Raw genomic sequence first — 14,906 nt, forward strand, 5'->3', positions numbered from 1 at the left:
ATGATTGGCCCGAGGGCGCTCGTAGAAGGCTGGCAGGATCGCTTCGAGGCTTGGCTGCTGAGACGAGTGCCACGCCAGCCCCTGCCCCAGCGCGTCGGCCGGCGGCGCGTCTACATCATGCCCACCCCCGCTGGCTACGCCTTCGCCGCCATGGTCTTCGCGCTGTGGCTGGGGGCGATGAATTACTCCAACAGCATGGGCTTCGCGCTCGCCTTTTTGCTGGCGGGCATCGGGTTGGTGGCCATGCACATGACGCACGCGAATCTGCTCGGCATCGAGTTGCGCGGCTGCGACGCACCGCCAGTGCACGCCGGCGAGACCGCCCGACTGCGCATCGACATCGGCCACACCGCAGGCAGCACGCGCGCCGCCATCGCTGCGGAATGGCCACGCGGTACGCCCGGCGGCGGTGACAGCACCGATTTGCCCGCTCACGGCAGCACCAGCCTTCGGCTGAGCCTCGACACCGAGCAGCGTGGCCGCCTGCTACTACCTCCGATCTCGCTGAGAACGCGCTTTCCACTCGGCCTGTTCCGCGCCTGGACCTGGATTCGCCCCGAGCTCGCGCTCACCGTCTACCCAGCGCCGATGGCGACACCGCTGCAGCCTGCGCCTGTGCAGGGCCAAGAGGGCGCACACAGCGACGGCCGCACGGGTCGCGACAGCTTCGACACGCTGCGCGACTACCGGCGCGGGGACACCCGGCACGATATCCACTGGAAGCGCCTTCCCAAGGACGGCAAACCGACCGTCAAGCAGTTCCACGACACCGCTGACAAGCGTCTGTGGCTGGACTGGGATGCCGTGATGGGCGACACCGAAGAGCGTCTGTCGCGGCTTTGCGCCCAAATTCTGGCCGCCGACACGCGCGGGCTGAGCCGGGGGCTGCGCCTACCCGACCAGGAGTTCGGCATCGATAGCGGCAGTGCACATCGCCACCGCTGCCTGCGCGCGCTGGCGCATTTCGGTACGGAGACTCAAGCGTGAGCTTGAATACCGAAAGCCTCGACCAACGCCGCCTGACGCGCCTGCTTGCCGCCATCGCGCTGGTGCTGGCACCGCATGCCCTGCATCTGCCGCCCTGGCTCAGCCTGACGGTAGGCGCGCTGATCGCCTGGCGCTGGGGTAGCGCGCGTCACGGCTGGCCCCTGCCCGGCCGCTGGCTGCGTACCGTGCTCACGCTGGGCGCCTTCGCTGCCGTCTTCGTCACCTACGGCCGCAGTTCCGGGCAAGTGGCCGGCACGGCGCTGCTCTGCCTCCTCATCGGCCTCAAGCTCACTGAGCTGGAGGACCGCCGCGGCGCCACCGTCCTGCTGCTGCTGCTCTACTTCACGCTGTTCACGCATTTCTTGCGCGACCAAGCGATCTGGACGGTGGCGTGGATGATCGCTGCGGTCTGGCTGGTAACCGCCCTGCTCATCGACGGCCAGCGCCAGACACCACGCCCGGCGCGCGAAGACCTGAGCATGGCCGGCCGCGTGCTGTTGCTGGCGCTGCCGGTGATGCTGCTGCTGTGGATCCTGTTTCCACGCATCCCCGGCCCACTCTGGGGAGCGCCCGTCAACCAGGGCGTGGGACGCACCGGTATCGATGAGCGCATGGCACCGGGTGATATCGCGGAGCTCATCCAGTCCGACGCGGTCGCCTTCCGCGTCCGCTTCGACGACAACGCCCCGGCCAAGCCAGAGCGCTATTGGCGCGGCCCGGTGCTGTGGTACACCGACGGCCGCGAATGGCGGCCCCAGGCGGCAGCGCGCGCCCGCCCGCGACAAGGCGAGCCGCCCGCTGTCGACATCGCCGGGCCCGCCTTCGACTACGAGCTAACCATCGAGCCGCATCAGCTGGAGTACATCTTCGCGCTGGATCATGCCGCCCCCGGCACGCTGCCGGAAAAGCTGTCGCGCAACGCCGATGGAGCGGTGGTTGCCGAACAGAACATTCGCAACCGCAGCGCCTACCGACTGCGCAGCTACCCGGAGGCCCGGCTCGGCCAAACCCTCGACGAAAGCGCGCGGCGACGGGCATTGCAGCTACCTGCCGAGGCCAATCCGCGCACGCGGGCACTGGCCGAGCGCTGGCGCATTCAGAACCCCGACCCCATGCAGATTGCCGGCCGTGCTCTGGAACGCTTCCGGCAAGAAGAATTCTTCTACACGCTATCGCCGCCGCCACTCGGCGCGAACAGCTTTGACGCCTTTCTCTTCGAGACACAGCGTGGCTTCTGCGAGCACTACGCCGGCAGTTTCGCCACGCTGATGCGCGCCGCGGGTGTACCGGCGCGCGTCGTGCTCGGCTATCAAGGCGGCAGCACCGCGCAGGTCGGCGACTATCTGATCGTGCGCCAGTCCGACGCCCATGCCTGGGTGGAGATCTGGGTGCGCCAACGTGGCTGGGTGCGTATCGACCCCACCGCTGCAGTCGCCCCCAACCGCGTCGAACAGAACCTGGACAGCGCACTGGCCGAGGCCGGTGAGAGCCGCGCCTTCAGCTGGCAGCGCAGCCTGGAGATCGGCCGCTGGGTCACCGCGCGCTGGGACTTCCTGAACGCCCAGTGGAACCGCTGGGTGCTCGCCTACGGCCCCGAGCTTCAGCGCGCGCTGCTGTCGCGCGTCGGTCTGGGGGACTGGCAGCGGATGCTGCTGGCGCTTACCGGCCTGCTGGCCTTGCTGATGGGTGCCATCGCCCTGCTCGTCGTGCGCGATGCGCTGGCCGATCACCATACCGACCCACTGCAGCGCGAGTGGCTGCGCATCCTGGCGCGGCTGGGGCGTTCGGGGCTACCGGCGCAGCCCGCAGAAGGCCCGCGCGACTATGTGCAGCGCATCCGGCCGCAACTCCCGGTATCGGCGCAACGCGCGCTCAACGACGCCGCCGATGCCTATTTGCGCGCGCGGTATCAAGCGGTGACCTCGGCCGAGCGCGACGCACTGGCCAGCCGCGTACGCGATGCGCGCCACCGACTGCCGCCGCTGGTGCTGCGCCCGGCCATGGCTGCAGCGCACCGGCGTTTCAGCGCGCGCTTTGCGTCTCGGGGATCAGTTCGCAGGCCATGACGAGCGCATCCTCGCGCCCGCCGCCCGCTTGCGGATAGTAGTCGCGACGCCGAGCCAGGACAGCGAAGCCCAGATCGGCGTAGAGGGCGATTGCGGACTGGTTGGAGGCGCGCACCTCCAGCAGCACGCGCCGCGCATCCGCCGCCGCCGCCTGGCGCAGCACATGGCGCACGAGCAGCCCACCCCAGCCGCGGCGCCGGGCCAGCGGTGCCACGGCAACATTCAGTAGGTGCGCCTCATCCATCGCCAAGGAGCTGATGGCAAAGGCGTCGACCTGCGGGCTTCGCACAGACGGCGGCGACTCTAGCAGCACCCAGCCGCTGTAGCCGGCGCGCAGGCAGTCCGCAAACATACCGCGGCTCCAGGGGGTCGGCTGACTGACTCGCTCGATGGCATGCACGGCGTCGAGATGCGCCTCTGCCATAGGCAAGAGGCGACCGCGGGCCGGTTCGCCCGCAAGCGTCTCGTCGTCAGCCGCCAGCGCCATCTTCTGCCAACAGGGCATGCACGCGCTTGAGATCCTGCCAAGCCTTGGCCTTCTCGTGTGGCGAACGCAGCAGATAGGCCGGGTGATAGCTAACCCACACCGGGACCTCTTCCTCACCGTAGTGATGCAACTTGCCGCGCAACCGCGCCAATGGCTCGGCGGTATCGAGCAGCCGCTGCGCCGCGACACGACCCACGGCCAGGATGAGCTTGGGCTGGATCAGGCGGATCTGGGTGTCGAGGAAAGGCCGGCAGGCCGCCACTTCCTGCGGCTGCGGATCGCGATTGTTGGGCGGCCGGCATTTCACGACGTTGGCGATGTAGGTGTTGTCGCCGCGACTGTGGCCGATGGCCGCCAGCATCGCGTCCAGCAACTGCCCGGCACGACCGACGAAGGGCTCGCCACGGCGATCCTCCTCGGCGCCGGGGCCTTCGCCCACAATCATCAGCGGCGCCGCCTCCGCGCCCACACCGAAGACCGTCTGCGTGCGCGTGCCGGCCAGCGCGCAGCGCTGGCATTCGGCCACACAGCGCCGGGCTTCCTCCAGGCTATCGAGCTGCGGCACGGGTTCCGGCTCGGGAGCCGCTGGCACAGGCGCTTCCGCGGTCGGAGCTGGCGCTGGCGCTGGATCCGATTGTCTGGCGGCCGGCGGTGGGCCGGCCGTTGGCCGCTCGATCCGCACCGACTGTCGCGCTTGCGGCGCCGGCGCCTCGAGGGGCGGCGACGCTTCGCGCAGAAAATCCCGGAGGCCGAGGGCCTCCAGATAGCGCTGCCGCGCCGCCGCCGGCATCAGGCGGCCTTGGCCTGCTGCGCCATGGCGCGGTTGAGGCCCGAGAGCACGGCCTTGAGCGAGGCGGTGACGATATTCGGGTCGATGCCGACGCCGAAGATCGGCCCCTGATCGCCCACACGCAGATCGATATAGGTCGCCGCGCGCGCCTTGGCGCCCTCGCCGAGGGCGTGTTCGTGATAATCCATCACCGTAATCGGCACGCCCACGCGCTGGGACAGCGCCGCCACGAAAGCATCGATGGGCCCATTGCCGCGGCCCTCCAGCGTCACCGTTTCGCCGTCGATGCGAATCTCGCTGGTGAGATGCACTTCCTCAGAGCGCGAATCCTCGACGAAGTGATGGCCGACATAGGCGTAGGGCCGATCCGTGGTGATGAAGGTCTGCTCGAAGACCTGGTAGATATCCTTGGCCGTCAGCTCCTTGCCAGAGTCGTCGGTGACCTGCTTGACGACGCCGCTGAACTCGATCTGCAGGCGACGCGGCAGACGGATGCCGTACTCGGTCTCAAGCAGATAGCTGACCCCGCCCTTACCGGACTGCGAGTTGACGCGGATGACCGCCTCGTAGCTGCGCCCGAGATCGCGTGGATCGATGGGCAGATAGGGCATGTCCCAGACCTCGTCCTTGTCGCCACGCGCGGAAAGCGCCTTCTTGATGGCGTCCTGATGCGAACCGGAGAAGGAAGTGAAGACGAGCTCGCCGACATAGGGGTGCCTCGGCGGCACCGGCAACTGATTGCAGTGCTCGACGGTGGCGCGCACCTTGTCGATGTCCGAGAAGTCGAGCCCCGGGTGCACGCCCTGCGTGTACATATTGAGCGCGAGGTTGACGATATCGACATTGCCCGTACGCTCGCCATTGCCAAAGAGGCAGCCCTCAATGCGGTCGGCGCCGGCCATCATCGCGAACTCGGCCGCGGCGATGCCGGTGCCGCGATCGTTGTGCGGATGCACCGAGAGCACCACCGAATCGCGCCGGGCGATATGGCGGTGCGTCCACTCCACCATGTCCGCAAAGATGTTGGGCGTGGAATGTTCGACGGTGGCCGGCAGATTGATGATGCAGGGCTTGTCGGGCGTGGGTTCCCAGACGGCCGTCACCGCGTCGACGATACGACGCGCGAATTCGAGCTCGGTGCCCGAATACATTTCCGGCGAATACTGGAAGACCCAGTCCGTCTCGGGCATGGTCGCGGCGATATCGCGCAGCATCTGCGCGTGATGCTCGGCCAGCGCGACGACCTCGTCCTCGCCCATGTTGAAGACGACCTTGCGCATGATCGGCGCGGTGGCGTTGTAGACGTGCACGATGGCGCGCCGTGCGCCCTTGAGCGACTCGAAGGTGCGGCGGATCAGGTGCTCGCGCGCCTGGGTGAGCACCTGGATGGTGACGTCCGAAGGCACCCGATCCTCCTCGATGAGGCGACGGATGAAGTCGAAGTCGGTCTGCGAAGCCGAGGGAAAGCCGACCTCAATCTCCTTGAAGCCGATGGCAATCAGCGCGTCGAACATGCGCTGCTTGCGCTCCATGTCCATGGGCTCGATGAGCGCCTGATTGCCGTCGCGCAGGTCGACGCTCGCCCAGATGGGCGGCGCGCTGATGACGCTGTCACACCAGCGGCGATCGCTCAGTCCGACTGGCTCGAATCGGCGGTACTTGGTCTCGGGATGCTCGAGCATGGCTTGGCTCCATGACGTGACGGGCACGCGAAGGCCCTGTCATTGAAAACGGGAAAATTGGGGATTGCTTTGCGCGGATCAATGGCGGCCCCGCGCGGCCGTGCTTGCGTTCTTCTGCCCCTCAGGGCAGTCGAAGCGACAGGCGCAATAGTCCCGGCGCGGTAAACGCGGGCAGTCGGCGCAGCTTGTCGGCACGGCGTGTCATGTCTACAAGATTACTCTCCGCCGCCGCCCTTGCCAAGCGGGCGCAGGCGTAGCCGCCTGCCGGCCAGCGCCGCCACGGGACCGGATATCGCATAGCCGAAGAAAAGCAGGAAAAGAATGCGCGGCGGATCCACCATGATCAGCGCCAGAGCGCCCACCACCGCCGCGAAGGAAACAAAGCGCACCCGCCCGGTCAGATTGATGGCCTTGAAGCTGGGATAGCGCACGCTGGAAACCATCAATGACGCAATGCCCAGCGTCAGCACCGCCGTCAACGGCAGCAGCGTCTCGCCGGACAAGCCCCACGAATGCGCGCTCCAGACGTAGAAAACCAGCACGGCCGCCGCCGCCGGCGACGGCAGGCCGAAGAAGTCACCCTTGCCGCCGGCAATATTGGTCAGAACGTTGAAGCGCGCCAGCCGCAACGCGGTACAAGCGACAAAGGCAAAGGCAATCACCCAACCCAGCTTGCCACCCAACCATTGATAGTCGGCCAGATGCTGCAGCGAATAGGCGTAGACGAGCACGCCGGTGGCAACGCCGAAGGCCACCATGTCGCACAGGCTGTCGTACTCCTTGCCGAAGTCGCTGGCGGTGTTGGTCAGCCGCGCGATGCGCCCGTCCAGGGCGTCGGCCACCATCGCCACCAGAATGGCCAGCGCCGATTCCGAGTAGCGCCCGGACAGCGCCGCCACGATGGCGTAGAAGCCGCCGAAGAGGGTGGCGGTCGTGAAGAGATTGGGCAGCAGGTAGATGCCGCGGCGCGGCCGCTGCCGGGGGCGCGATTCGTCTTGCATCTACCTAGGATAACGGCCCGGCGTGCCCCCGTGCCGCGCAGCCAGCACGAAGCTCCCTTTGCCACAAGCAAGAACGCCCCGGCACGGGGCTGCCGTACCGGGGCGTCGCGGAGCGCGTGAAAGCACCCTTTTAGTTGCGCTCGCGGTCGACGAGCTTGTTCTTGCCGATCCAGGGCATCATCTCGCGCAGCTTGCTGCCCACGGTCTCCAGCGGGTGCTCGTAGCTGAGGCGGCGACGCGCCTTGATGGTAGGTGCGCCGGCCTGGTTCTCGGTGACGAACTCGCGCGCGAACTGGCCGGTCTGGATCTCGGTGAGAATGCGCTTCATCTCGGCCTTGGTCTCTTCGGTGACTACGCGCGGCCCGCGCGTGTAGTCGCCGTACTCGGCCGTGTTGCTGATGGAGTAGCGCATATTGGCCATGCCGCCCTCGTACATCAGGTCGACGATCAGCTTGAGCTCGTGCAGGCACTCGAAGTAGGCCATCTCCGGCGCGTAGCCGGCCTCGGTCAGGGTCTCGAAGCCGGCCTGCACCAGCGCCGTGGCGCCACCGCAGAGCACGGCCTGCTCGCCGAAGAGGTCGGTCTCGGTCTCTTCGCGGAAGGAAGTCTCGATGATGCCGGCGCGGCCGCCGCCGTTGGCCGAAGCGTAGGACAGCGCAACATTCTTGGCCTGGCCGGAAGCGTCCTGATGGATCGCGATCAGGCTGGGCACGCCGCCGCCCTGCGAATAGGTCGAGCGCACCAGATGACCGGGGCCCTTGGGCGCAATCATCAGCACGTCCAGATCGGCGCGCGGCTCGATCAGCTGGAAGTGGATATTGAAGCCGTGGGCAAAGGCCAGGGCTGCGCCCTGCTTCATGTTCGGTGCCAGCTGCTCGTTGTAGAGCGCGACCTGCAACTCGTCCGGCACCAGCACCATGACCAGATCGGCCTGGGCAGCGGCCTCGGCGACCTCGGCCACTTTCAGCCCGGCGGCCTCGGCCTTGCTCCAGGAGGCGCCGCCGCGACGCAGGCCGACGACGACATCGACGCCGGACTCCTTCAGATTCAGGGCGTGTGCATGCCCCTGCGAGCCGTAACCGATGACCGCGACCGTGCGCGACTGGATCAGCGACAGATCAGCGTCCTTGTCGTAATAGACCTTGATACTCACGTGCTTGCGTGCTCCCGGATGATGAAGAGTGTGGAAATATGCGACGGACAGCGCCGCGGAATCAGTCGGCTTCGGCCAGTACGCGCGCGCCAAGCGCGGTGCTGTTGAGCTCCACGGCGGCCACGCCCGAGCGCACCTGCTCGATCAGCTCGCCGAGGGCGGAAAGCTCGGCCAGGACTTCGTCGACCTCGGCGCCGGCGCCGGCGTACTGCAGCACCTCGGTGCCCTCTTCGGCGTGGAGCCGATACAGACCGCGGCGCTCGCAGAGTGCTTCATAACTAGCCATAGCCTGTGCGCCGACGCGCAGCTTGATCAGCACCAGCTCGCGCTCACCGTGGCGGCGTGCAGTGATGTCGCGCACCTCGACGACGTCGATGAGCTTGCGCGACTGCTTGACGATCTGGTCGATGACCGCGTCCGAGCCGATGGTCACCAAGGTCAGGCGCGACAGCGCCGCATCCTGCGTGGGTGCGACCGTTAGCGACTCGATGTTGTAGCCGCGTGCAGCGAACATGCCGGAAACGCGCGCAAGCGCACCCGACTCGTTCTGCAGGAGGATGGAGATGATGTGGCGCATGGGCGCGCAACAATAGCCGCGATGCGCGCATTGTGCAATGCGCAATCGCCCGTGCGTGCGCCTCGCGCGCGCGGCTGGGCGCGCGCGGAGTACCGGCAGCGTGCTATAAATAGCGGTTTCCTGGAGCCGAGTTTGACCATGACCACCGCGCGCACCCCCGAGCATCCCCTGGCCGGCACGACCATGACGGGCGCCGACATGATCGTCCAGGTACTGGCCGACGAGGGTGTGGACGTGGTCTTCGGCTACTCCGGCGGCGCCATCCTGCCAACCTACGACGCCATCTTCCGCTACAACGCCGACCAGGCCGACCGCGCCGAGCCGGTTGCCGGGCGCAGCGAGGCCATGCCCTTGATCGTGCCCGCCAACGAGCAGGGCGCCGGCTTCATGGCCGCCGGCTACGCCCGCGCCTCCGGCAAGGTCGGCGTGGCGGTGGTCACCTCCGGCCCCGGTGCGACCAACTGCGTAACGCCGGTGCGCGACTGCATGGCCGATTCCGTGCCCATCGTCGTCATCTGCGGCCAAGTGCCCACGGCCGCGGTCGGCACCGATGCCTTCCAGGAGGCGCCGGTCTCCAACATCATGGGCGCCTGCGCCAAGCATGTCTTCCTGGTCACCGATCCGTCGCGGCTGGAAGCCACCGTGCGCACGGCATTCGAGATCGCGCGCACCGGCCGGCCCGGCCCCGTCGTCGTCGACATCCCCAAGGACGTGCAGAACTGGGAAGGCCCCTTCCTCGGACAGGGCACGCTGGGCATTCCCGGCTATCGCGCGCGCCAGCAGCAGATCGACAGCAACCTGCTCTCCGAAACCGCGGCGGAGAGCTTCTTCGAGCAGCTCGCGCAGGCGCAGCGGCCTCTGATCTACGCCGGCGGCGGCGTCATCAATGGTGGCGCCGCCGAACAGCTGCGCGCCTTCGCCGACGCTTACGGCATTCCGGTGGTGACCACGCTGATGGGCATCGGCGCCTACGACACCACCCAGCCGCTGTCGCTGCACATGCTGGGCATGCACGGCACGGCCTTTGCCAACTACGCCGTCGAGGACGCCGACTTCCTGTTCGCCGTCGGCGCGCGATTCGACGACCGCGTCGCGGCCGTGCCGGAGCGCTTCGCGCGCAACGCAAAGTGCATCGCGCATCTGGATATCGACCACTCGGAGATCCACAAGGTCAAGCGCGTCAACTGGCATCACGTCGGGCGCATGGACCAGGCGTTGGAGACATTGACGGAGCACGGCCGCAGCACCGGCTTCGCGCCCGACTACAGCCAGTGGCACGAGCATCTTGCGGGGCTCAAGACGACCTACGCCATGAACTACGACCGCAAGGCCGAGCTCATCCAGCCCTACGCGGTGATCGAGGCCATCAACCGGCACACCAAGGGCAATGCGGTCATCGCCACCGGCGTCGGCCAGCACCAGATGTGGGCCGCGCAATACTTCGACTTCCGCGAGCCGCGCCTGTGGCTGACTTCCGGCTCGATGGGCACGATGGGCTTCGGCCTGCCGGCCGCGGTGGGTGCGGCCTTCGCACGGCCGGGGCGCGCGGTTATCGATATCGACGGCGACGCCTCCATCCGCATGAACCTGGGCGAGATGGAGACCGTCACGACCTACGATCTGCCCGTGAAGATCATCGTGCTCAACAACTGCGGCGACGGCATGGTGCGGCAGTGGCAGAAGCTCTTCTTCAAGGGTCGCTTCTCGGCGTCGGACAAGTCGCTGCACAAGAAGGATTTCGTCAAGGCGGCGGAGGCCGACGGCTACGAATTCGCCCGGCGACTTGAGGATCCGGCCGAGATCGAGTCGGTGGTAGCCGACTTCCTCGGTCACGACGGTCCGGCCTTCCTCGAAGTCATGATCGATCCGGATGCTGGCGTCTACCCGATGGTCGGACCCGGCATGAGCTACGACCAGATGATCACTGGCGACTGGATCAACGCCCGTGACAACGACACGCGGGATGAGGTCGACAAGTCCGAGATGTTCTAGGCGGCCCGCAGCCGGGTAACAGGGCATGAGCGCCGAAATCGCCGCCAGCCAGGAGGGCGACACGCTGCGGCTGTCGCTCTCCGGCCGCTGGAGGCTCGGCGAGTCCCCTGCCACGCGCCAGCCGCTGGCTCAGCTCGATGCCTGCCGCCAGCTGGAGCTGTGCGTCGCCGAAGACACCGATTGGGATTCCTCCCTGCCCGCCTTCGTGCTGGCGCTGCAGCGCGCCGCCGTTTGCCGTGACGTCGCCACCGAGATTACCGGGCCGCAACGCTTGCACGACTTGCTGGCGCTGGCCGGCGAGGCCCCGCCCGCGAGTGATGAGTCAGCCACGCGCGGGGCGTGGCATATCCCGGATCCGCGACCGGCACTGCGCTTCATCGGCGCATTGCTGCTGGCGCTGCGGCCGAGGACCCGTGCCCTGCCCCAGGCACGCGAGCTGCTTCGCGTGGCGCGGCAATGCAGCGCACAGAGCCTGCCCATCGTGCTGCTGGTGAACTTCCTGGTCGGCGGCATCCTCGCCTTCATCGGTGCGGTGCAGCTGCGCACCTTCGGTGCCGAGATCTACGTTGCCGACATGGTGGCCATCGCCACCACGCGCGAGATGGCGGCGCTGATCACGGCCGTAGTGCTGTCGGGCCGCCTGGCCGCGGCCTTTGCCGCCGAGATCGCCACCATGCAGAGCAACGAGGAAATCGATGCGCTGCGCACCGCCGGCGTCGACCCCATGCGCTATCTCGTCGTGCCACGCGTTATCGCACTGACGGCGGCCATGCCGATACTCTTCGTGGCGGCCTGCGTCGCAGCTCTGGCGGGCGGTCTAACGGTGTCCTATCTGATGCTGGAGATTCCGGCATCGGCCTATCTGCTGCAGACCAGTGCAGCGGTGGACGTCAACCAGCCGCTGATCGGCCTCTTCAAGGCGCTGGGCTTCGCCGTCTTCCTCGGCGCCACCGGCTGCTACCACGGCCTGAACGCGGCGCGCACGGCCGCCGCCGTCGGCGATGCCACGACGCGGGCAGTAGTGGGCAGCATCGTCGGCATCATCTGCATCGACGCGGTCTTCGCGGTGATCTGCAATGCATTGGGAATCTGAGGCCGCGCCGGCCGATCCGATCCTGCGCGTCGAGGGCCTGACCATGGCCTTCGGCGACACGGTCGTTCAGCGCAACATCGATTTCGCCGTGCCACGGGGCCAGGTCTTCGCGATCATCGGCGGCAGCGGCTGCGGCAAGTCGACGCTGCTGCGCCATCTGGTCGGACTCGAGGAGCCTGCTGCCGGCAGCATTCACCGGATGGGCAGCGCCGGGGCGTCGCCGCGCGCCGGCGTCATGTTCCAACATGGCGCGCTGTGGTCCTCGATGACCCTGGCCCAGAATATCGAGGCAGCGCTGGCCTTCGACAAGCGCATGGAAGCCGACGCCGCGCGCGAGCTGGCGCGCTACAAGCTGGCGCTGGTGGGTCTGGAGGCGCATGCCGACTACTTCCCCGCCGCCATCAGCGGCGGCATGCGCAAGCGCGCCGCCATCGCCCGCGCGCTGGCGCTGGACCCGGAACTGCTCTATCTCGACGAGCCGTCCGCCGGTCTCGACCCGCTATCCGCGGAAAGCCTGGACGCCCTACTGCTGCAGTTGCGTGCGACACTGGGAACAACCATCGTCATCGTCACGCATGAACTGCACAGCATCCACGCCATCGTCGATCAGGCGCTGTACCTCGACGCCGACCGGCACGAGCCGGCCGCCCTCGGCAGCCCGCGCTGGCTATCCGGGCGCTGTCCGGACGACACGGTACGCCGCTTCATGAACCGCGGTGCCGACACTCCGAGGCAGGAGCGCGCCTGATGCAGGCCGACAACGCCCGCAACGCGCTAACGGTCGGCCTTTTCTTCGTGGCCGGTCTGGTCGTGCTCGCCCTGCTGCTCAGCTTCTTCGGCGAAGGCAGCTTCTTCCGCAGCAAGCAGCGCGCCGTCGCACACTTCGAGGGCTCGCTCTCCGGGCTGAACGTGGGTGCGCCGGTGACGTTCCGCGGGGTCAAGGTCGGTCGCGTCGAGGCCATCGAGCTGCGCATCGACGCCGAGGACGCCAGCGCCCGCATTCCGGTCTACCTCAGCCTCAACCCCGACGCCGCGCAATGGAACGGCGACAAGGGGCTCGACATCCAGCGCCTGGTGGCGCGCGGACTGCGCGCCCAGCTCGCGTCACAGAGCTTCGTCACCGGTCAGCTGTACATCGAGCTGGACTTCCACCGCGACGCGCCGCCGCGCCGCGCGATCACCGCCTCGCAGGGAACGCATCCCGAGATTCCGACGCTGCCGTCGGAGACCGCACAGGTCATCGACTTCTTCAAGGAACTGCCGATGCAGGAGTTGGTCGACGCGCTGCGCAACACGCTGACGCGCATCGACCGCATGACCGCCAGCATTGAGGCGCAGTTCGAGCCCATGAGCCGCAACGTCGCCCAGTCGCTGCAGACGCTGAATACCACCATCCCACAGCTGCGCGACGATTTCTCGGCCATGCGCGCCAGCATCGAGAAGGTCGCCGACCGCGCCGATGCCACCCTGCTGACCGTCAACGGCGAAGCCGCACGCATGGGCGACGAGGTGACGGAGCTCACCACCGAGATGCAGGCGGCAGCCGCATCGCTCCACCGCATCAGTACGGAAATCGAAGGGCTGCTGGCCAGCGATGCGCCGGCCCGGCGCGATCTCGAAACGATGCTTCGCGATCTCGCCCGCAGCGCGCGTGCCCTGCGCGATTTCAGCGAAAGCATTGAGGAACGCCCCGACCGCCTGCTCTTCGGACCATGACCAAGCCAAGCCCCTCCCTGCTCTCCGCGCTTGCCGGCGCACTGCTGCTCGCCGCCTGCGGCAGCACCCCGGACCGGCGCGCGCTCTATCTGCCGCCGCCCGAGCGCGTCGGCGAGCGCCCGGCGCCAATGGTGCGCGTCGATCTCCCGAGTCACGTCAACCATCGCAGCCTCCGCGTGCGCGCGACCGACCAGCGCCTGCGCCCGTTGCGGGACGAGGCCTGGGCCGAGTCACCGGCAGAGGGGTTCGAGCGCCTGCTCGCCGAGCAGCTTGCCGCGCGCGCTGCGCTGCCGGTAGCGAGCCGTGTCGAGGTCCGGCTTTCGCGCTTCGAACGCGAGGCCGACGGCGTTTTCCGCGCCATCGGCCACTGGCGCCTGCGCGACGGTGGCACCACGCTGCAATCCGGCGGCATTCACTTCGAGCGCCGCGTCGATACCGCCGACGGCGCTGCCCTGGTCGCGGCGATGAGCGCCGCCGTAGCCGCCACGGCAGATGCCATCATCGCGGCGACGGCCTCCGACTAAGCCAGTCCAGTATTCTCTGCCACCCACTGATCCACGGAACTCCCGATTCATGAACACAACCGTAGTGCAGAAGGCGGAGGGCGGCATCCTCGAGGTGCAGCTCAACCGGCCCGAGAAGAAGAACGCGCTGACCACCGAGATGTACACGCTGCTCGCCGAGGCCGTCGACCGTGCCTCCGAAGACGCGGCGATCCGCTGCCTGCTCTTCACCGGCAGCCATGGCAGCTTCTGCAGCGGTAACGACATCGGCGATTTCCTGGAGAATCCGGCTTCCGGCGAGGATCATCCGGTCGCCCGCTTCATGCGCGCCCTCGCCGACTTCAGCAAGCCGGCAGTCGCTGCGGTGCAGGGGCCGGCCGTAGGCATCGGCTCGACGCTGCTGCTGCACTGCGATCTCGTTTACGCCGGGCGCTCGGCACGCTTCGCCATGCCCTTCGTCAACCTGGGCATCTGCCCCGAATTTGCCTCCAGCTACATCCTGCCGCGGCTGGTGGGTTACCCGCGTGCTGCCGAGATCCTCTTGCTGGGCGAGCCCTTCGACGCCGAGCACGCCGCGAACTGTCAGCTTGTCAACGCCGTGCTCGAGGACGACGCCGTCGAGGCAAAGGCCCGCGAGATGGCAGCCAAGCTGGCCGCCAAGCCGCCAAAGGCGCTGCGCACGACCAAGGAACTGATGCGCCGCTGGACGCACGAAACCGCTCAACGCGCCATCCGCGAGGAAGCCGAAATCTTCATGGCGATGCTGCACGAGCCCGAAGCCAAGGAAGCCTTCACGGCCTTCGTGGAGAAGCGCAAGCCCGACTTCTCGAGTTTCAGCTGACGGCCGGCTGCATGCCCG

At 67.7% G+C, this 14,906-nt stretch carries 14 protein-coding genes; 8 read left to right on the forward strand and 6 right to left on the reverse strand.

Translation table 11 applies throughout. From position 1 onward, the window contains the following. On the forward strand, window positions 1–987 hold the full coding sequence (locus U743_RS07940) for a DUF58 domain-containing protein (RefSeq protein ID WP_043767126.1): 987 nt from the start codon (window positions 1–3) through the stop codon (window positions 985–987). Further along, on the forward strand, window positions 984–3,053 hold the full coding sequence (locus tag U743_RS07945) for a transglutaminase TgpA family protein (protein ID WP_052367713.1): 2,070 nt from the start codon (window positions 984–986) through the stop codon (window positions 3,051–3,053). The genes U743_RS07940 and U743_RS07945 overlap by 4 nt, the downstream gene beginning before the upstream one ends. On the opposite strand, the gene rimI is transcribed toward U743_RS07945, so the two are convergent. The 6 genes from rimI to ilvN all read right to left on the reverse strand — a co-directional run bounded on the left by rimI (window position 3,010) and on the right by ilvN (window position 8,743). After that, window positions 3,010–3,540: a ribosomal protein S18-alanine N-acetyltransferase gene (gene rimI / locus U743_RS07950; RefSeq protein ID WP_043767129.1), complete on the reverse strand. Its 531-nt coding sequence runs from the start codon at window positions 3,538–3,540 to the stop codon at window positions 3,010–3,012. The genes U743_RS07945 and rimI overlap by 44 nt on opposite strands. Then, window positions 3,524–4,132, reverse strand: coding sequence for a uracil-DNA glycosylase (locus U743_RS07955; RefSeq protein WP_232226748.1), 609 nt, complete (start codon window positions 4,130–4,132; stop codon window positions 3,524–3,526). Before U743_RS07955 ends, rimI begins: the two co-directional genes overlap by 17 nt. A gap of 197 nt (window positions 4,133–4,329) precedes the next feature. Then, window positions 4,330–6,012 carry a 2-isopropylmalate synthase gene (gene leuA, locus U743_RS07960; protein WP_043767135.1) on the reverse strand — a complete coding sequence of 561 codons (1,683 nt, stop codon included), beginning with the start codon at window positions 6,010–6,012 and terminating at the stop codon, window positions 4,330–4,332. A gap of 215 nt (window positions 6,013–6,227) precedes the next feature. Next, window positions 6,228–7,013, reverse strand: a complete 786-nt coding sequence (pssA, locus tag U743_RS07965; RefSeq protein ID WP_043767138.1) for a CDP-diacylglycerol--serine O-phosphatidyltransferase — start codon at window positions 7,011–7,013, stop codon at window positions 6,228–6,230. 130 nt (window positions 7,014–7,143) lie between these two features. After that, on the reverse strand, window positions 7,144–8,160 hold the full coding sequence (gene ilvC, locus U743_RS07970) for a ketol-acid reductoisomerase (protein ID WP_084191739.1): 1,017 nt from the start codon (window positions 8,158–8,160) through the stop codon (window positions 7,144–7,146). A 67-nt stretch (window positions 8,161–8,227) separates the two neighbouring features. Further along, window positions 8,228–8,743, reverse strand: a complete 516-nt coding sequence (gene ilvN, locus U743_RS07975) for an acetolactate synthase small subunit (protein ID WP_043767142.1) — start codon at window positions 8,741–8,743, stop codon at window positions 8,228–8,230. Window positions 8,744–8,881: 138 nt separating this feature from the next. Between ilvN and ilvB the strand changes: the two genes are divergently transcribed. From ilvB to U743_RS08005, 6 genes are read left to right on the forward strand one after another with little or no spacing between them, the layout of a single operon-like run. After that, window positions 8,882–10,735, forward strand: a complete 1,854-nt coding sequence (ilvB, locus tag U743_RS07980; protein ID WP_043767144.1) for a biosynthetic-type acetolactate synthase large subunit — start codon at window positions 8,882–8,884, stop codon at window positions 10,733–10,735. Window positions 10,736–10,760: 25 nt separating this feature from the next. After that, complete coding sequence (locus U743_RS07985) at window positions 10,761–11,828, forward strand: ABC transporter permease (RefSeq protein ID WP_052367715.1); 1,068 nt, start codon at window positions 10,761–10,763, stop codon at window positions 11,826–11,828. Beyond that, the gene (locus tag U743_RS07990) at window positions 11,812–12,576 is read left to right on the forward strand and encodes an ABC transporter ATP-binding protein (protein ID WP_043767146.1); all 765 of its coding nucleotides are present in this window, start codon (window positions 11,812–11,814) and stop codon (window positions 12,574–12,576) included. Before U743_RS07985 ends, U743_RS07990 begins: the two co-directional genes overlap by 17 nt. Continuing rightward, complete coding sequence (locus U743_RS07995; protein ID WP_043767148.1) at window positions 12,576–13,544, forward strand: MlaD family protein; 969 nt, start codon at window positions 12,576–12,578, stop codon at window positions 13,542–13,544. The genes U743_RS07990 and U743_RS07995 overlap by 1 nt, the downstream gene beginning before the upstream one ends. Next, window positions 13,541–14,068, forward strand: coding sequence for a PqiC family protein (locus U743_RS08000; RefSeq protein ID WP_043767150.1), 528 nt, complete (start codon window positions 13,541–13,543; stop codon window positions 14,066–14,068). Before U743_RS07995 ends, U743_RS08000 begins: the two co-directional genes overlap by 4 nt. A 49-nt stretch (window positions 14,069–14,117) precedes the next feature. Next, on the forward strand, window positions 14,118–14,888 hold the full coding sequence (locus U743_RS08005; protein WP_043767152.1) for an enoyl-CoA hydratase: 771 nt from the start codon (window positions 14,118–14,120) through the stop codon (window positions 14,886–14,888). Window positions 14,889–14,906: the final 18 nt, after the last annotated feature.

Origin of the sequence: Algiphilus aromaticivorans DG1253 (assembly GCF_000733765.1) — a bacterium.
GTDB lineage: Bacteria > Pseudomonadota > Gammaproteobacteria > Nevskiales > Nevskiaceae > Algiphilus > Algiphilus aromaticivorans.

What these genes read in the sequence shown, in the direction of transcription:
- U743_RS07990 (WP_043767146.1), top strand. Translation starts at nt 11,812, where the DNA reads ATGCATTGGGAATCTGAGGCCGCGCCGGCCGATCCGATCCTGCGCGTC.
- ilvN (WP_043767142.1), bottom strand. Translation starts at nt 8,743, where the DNA reads ATGCGCCACATCATCTCCATCCTCCTGCAGAACGAGTCGGGTGCGCTT.
- ilvB (WP_043767144.1), top strand. Translation starts at nt 8,882, where the DNA reads ATGACCACCGCGCGCACCCCCGAGCATCCCCTGGCCGGCACGACCATG.
- leuA (WP_043767135.1), bottom strand. Translation starts at nt 6,012, where the DNA reads ATGCTCGAGCATCCCGAGACCAAGTACCGCCGATTCGAGCCAGTCGGA.
- pssA (WP_043767138.1), bottom strand. Translation starts at nt 7,013, where the DNA reads ATGCAAGACGAATCGCGCCCCCGGCAGCGGCCGCGCCGCGGCATCTAC.
- U743_RS07940 (WP_043767126.1), top strand. Translation starts at nt 1, where the DNA reads ATGATTGGCCCGAGGGCGCTCGTAGAAGGCTGGCAGGATCGCTTCGAG.
- rimI (WP_043767129.1), bottom strand. Translation starts at nt 3,540, where the DNA reads ATGGCGCTGGCGGCTGACGACGAGACGCTTGCGGGCGAACCGGCCCGC.
- U743_RS07985 (WP_052367715.1), top strand. Translation starts at nt 10,761, where the DNA reads ATGAGCGCCGAAATCGCCGCCAGCCAGGAGGGCGACACGCTGCGGCTG.
- U743_RS07995 (WP_043767148.1), top strand. Translation starts at nt 12,576, where the DNA reads ATGCAGGCCGACAACGCCCGCAACGCGCTAACGGTCGGCCTTTTCTTC.
- U743_RS08005 (WP_043767152.1), top strand. Translation starts at nt 14,118, where the DNA reads ATGAACACAACCGTAGTGCAGAAGGCGGAGGGCGGCATCCTCGAGGTG.
- U743_RS08000 (WP_043767150.1), top strand. Translation starts at nt 13,541, where the DNA reads ATGACCAAGCCAAGCCCCTCCCTGCTCTCCGCGCTTGCCGGCGCACTG.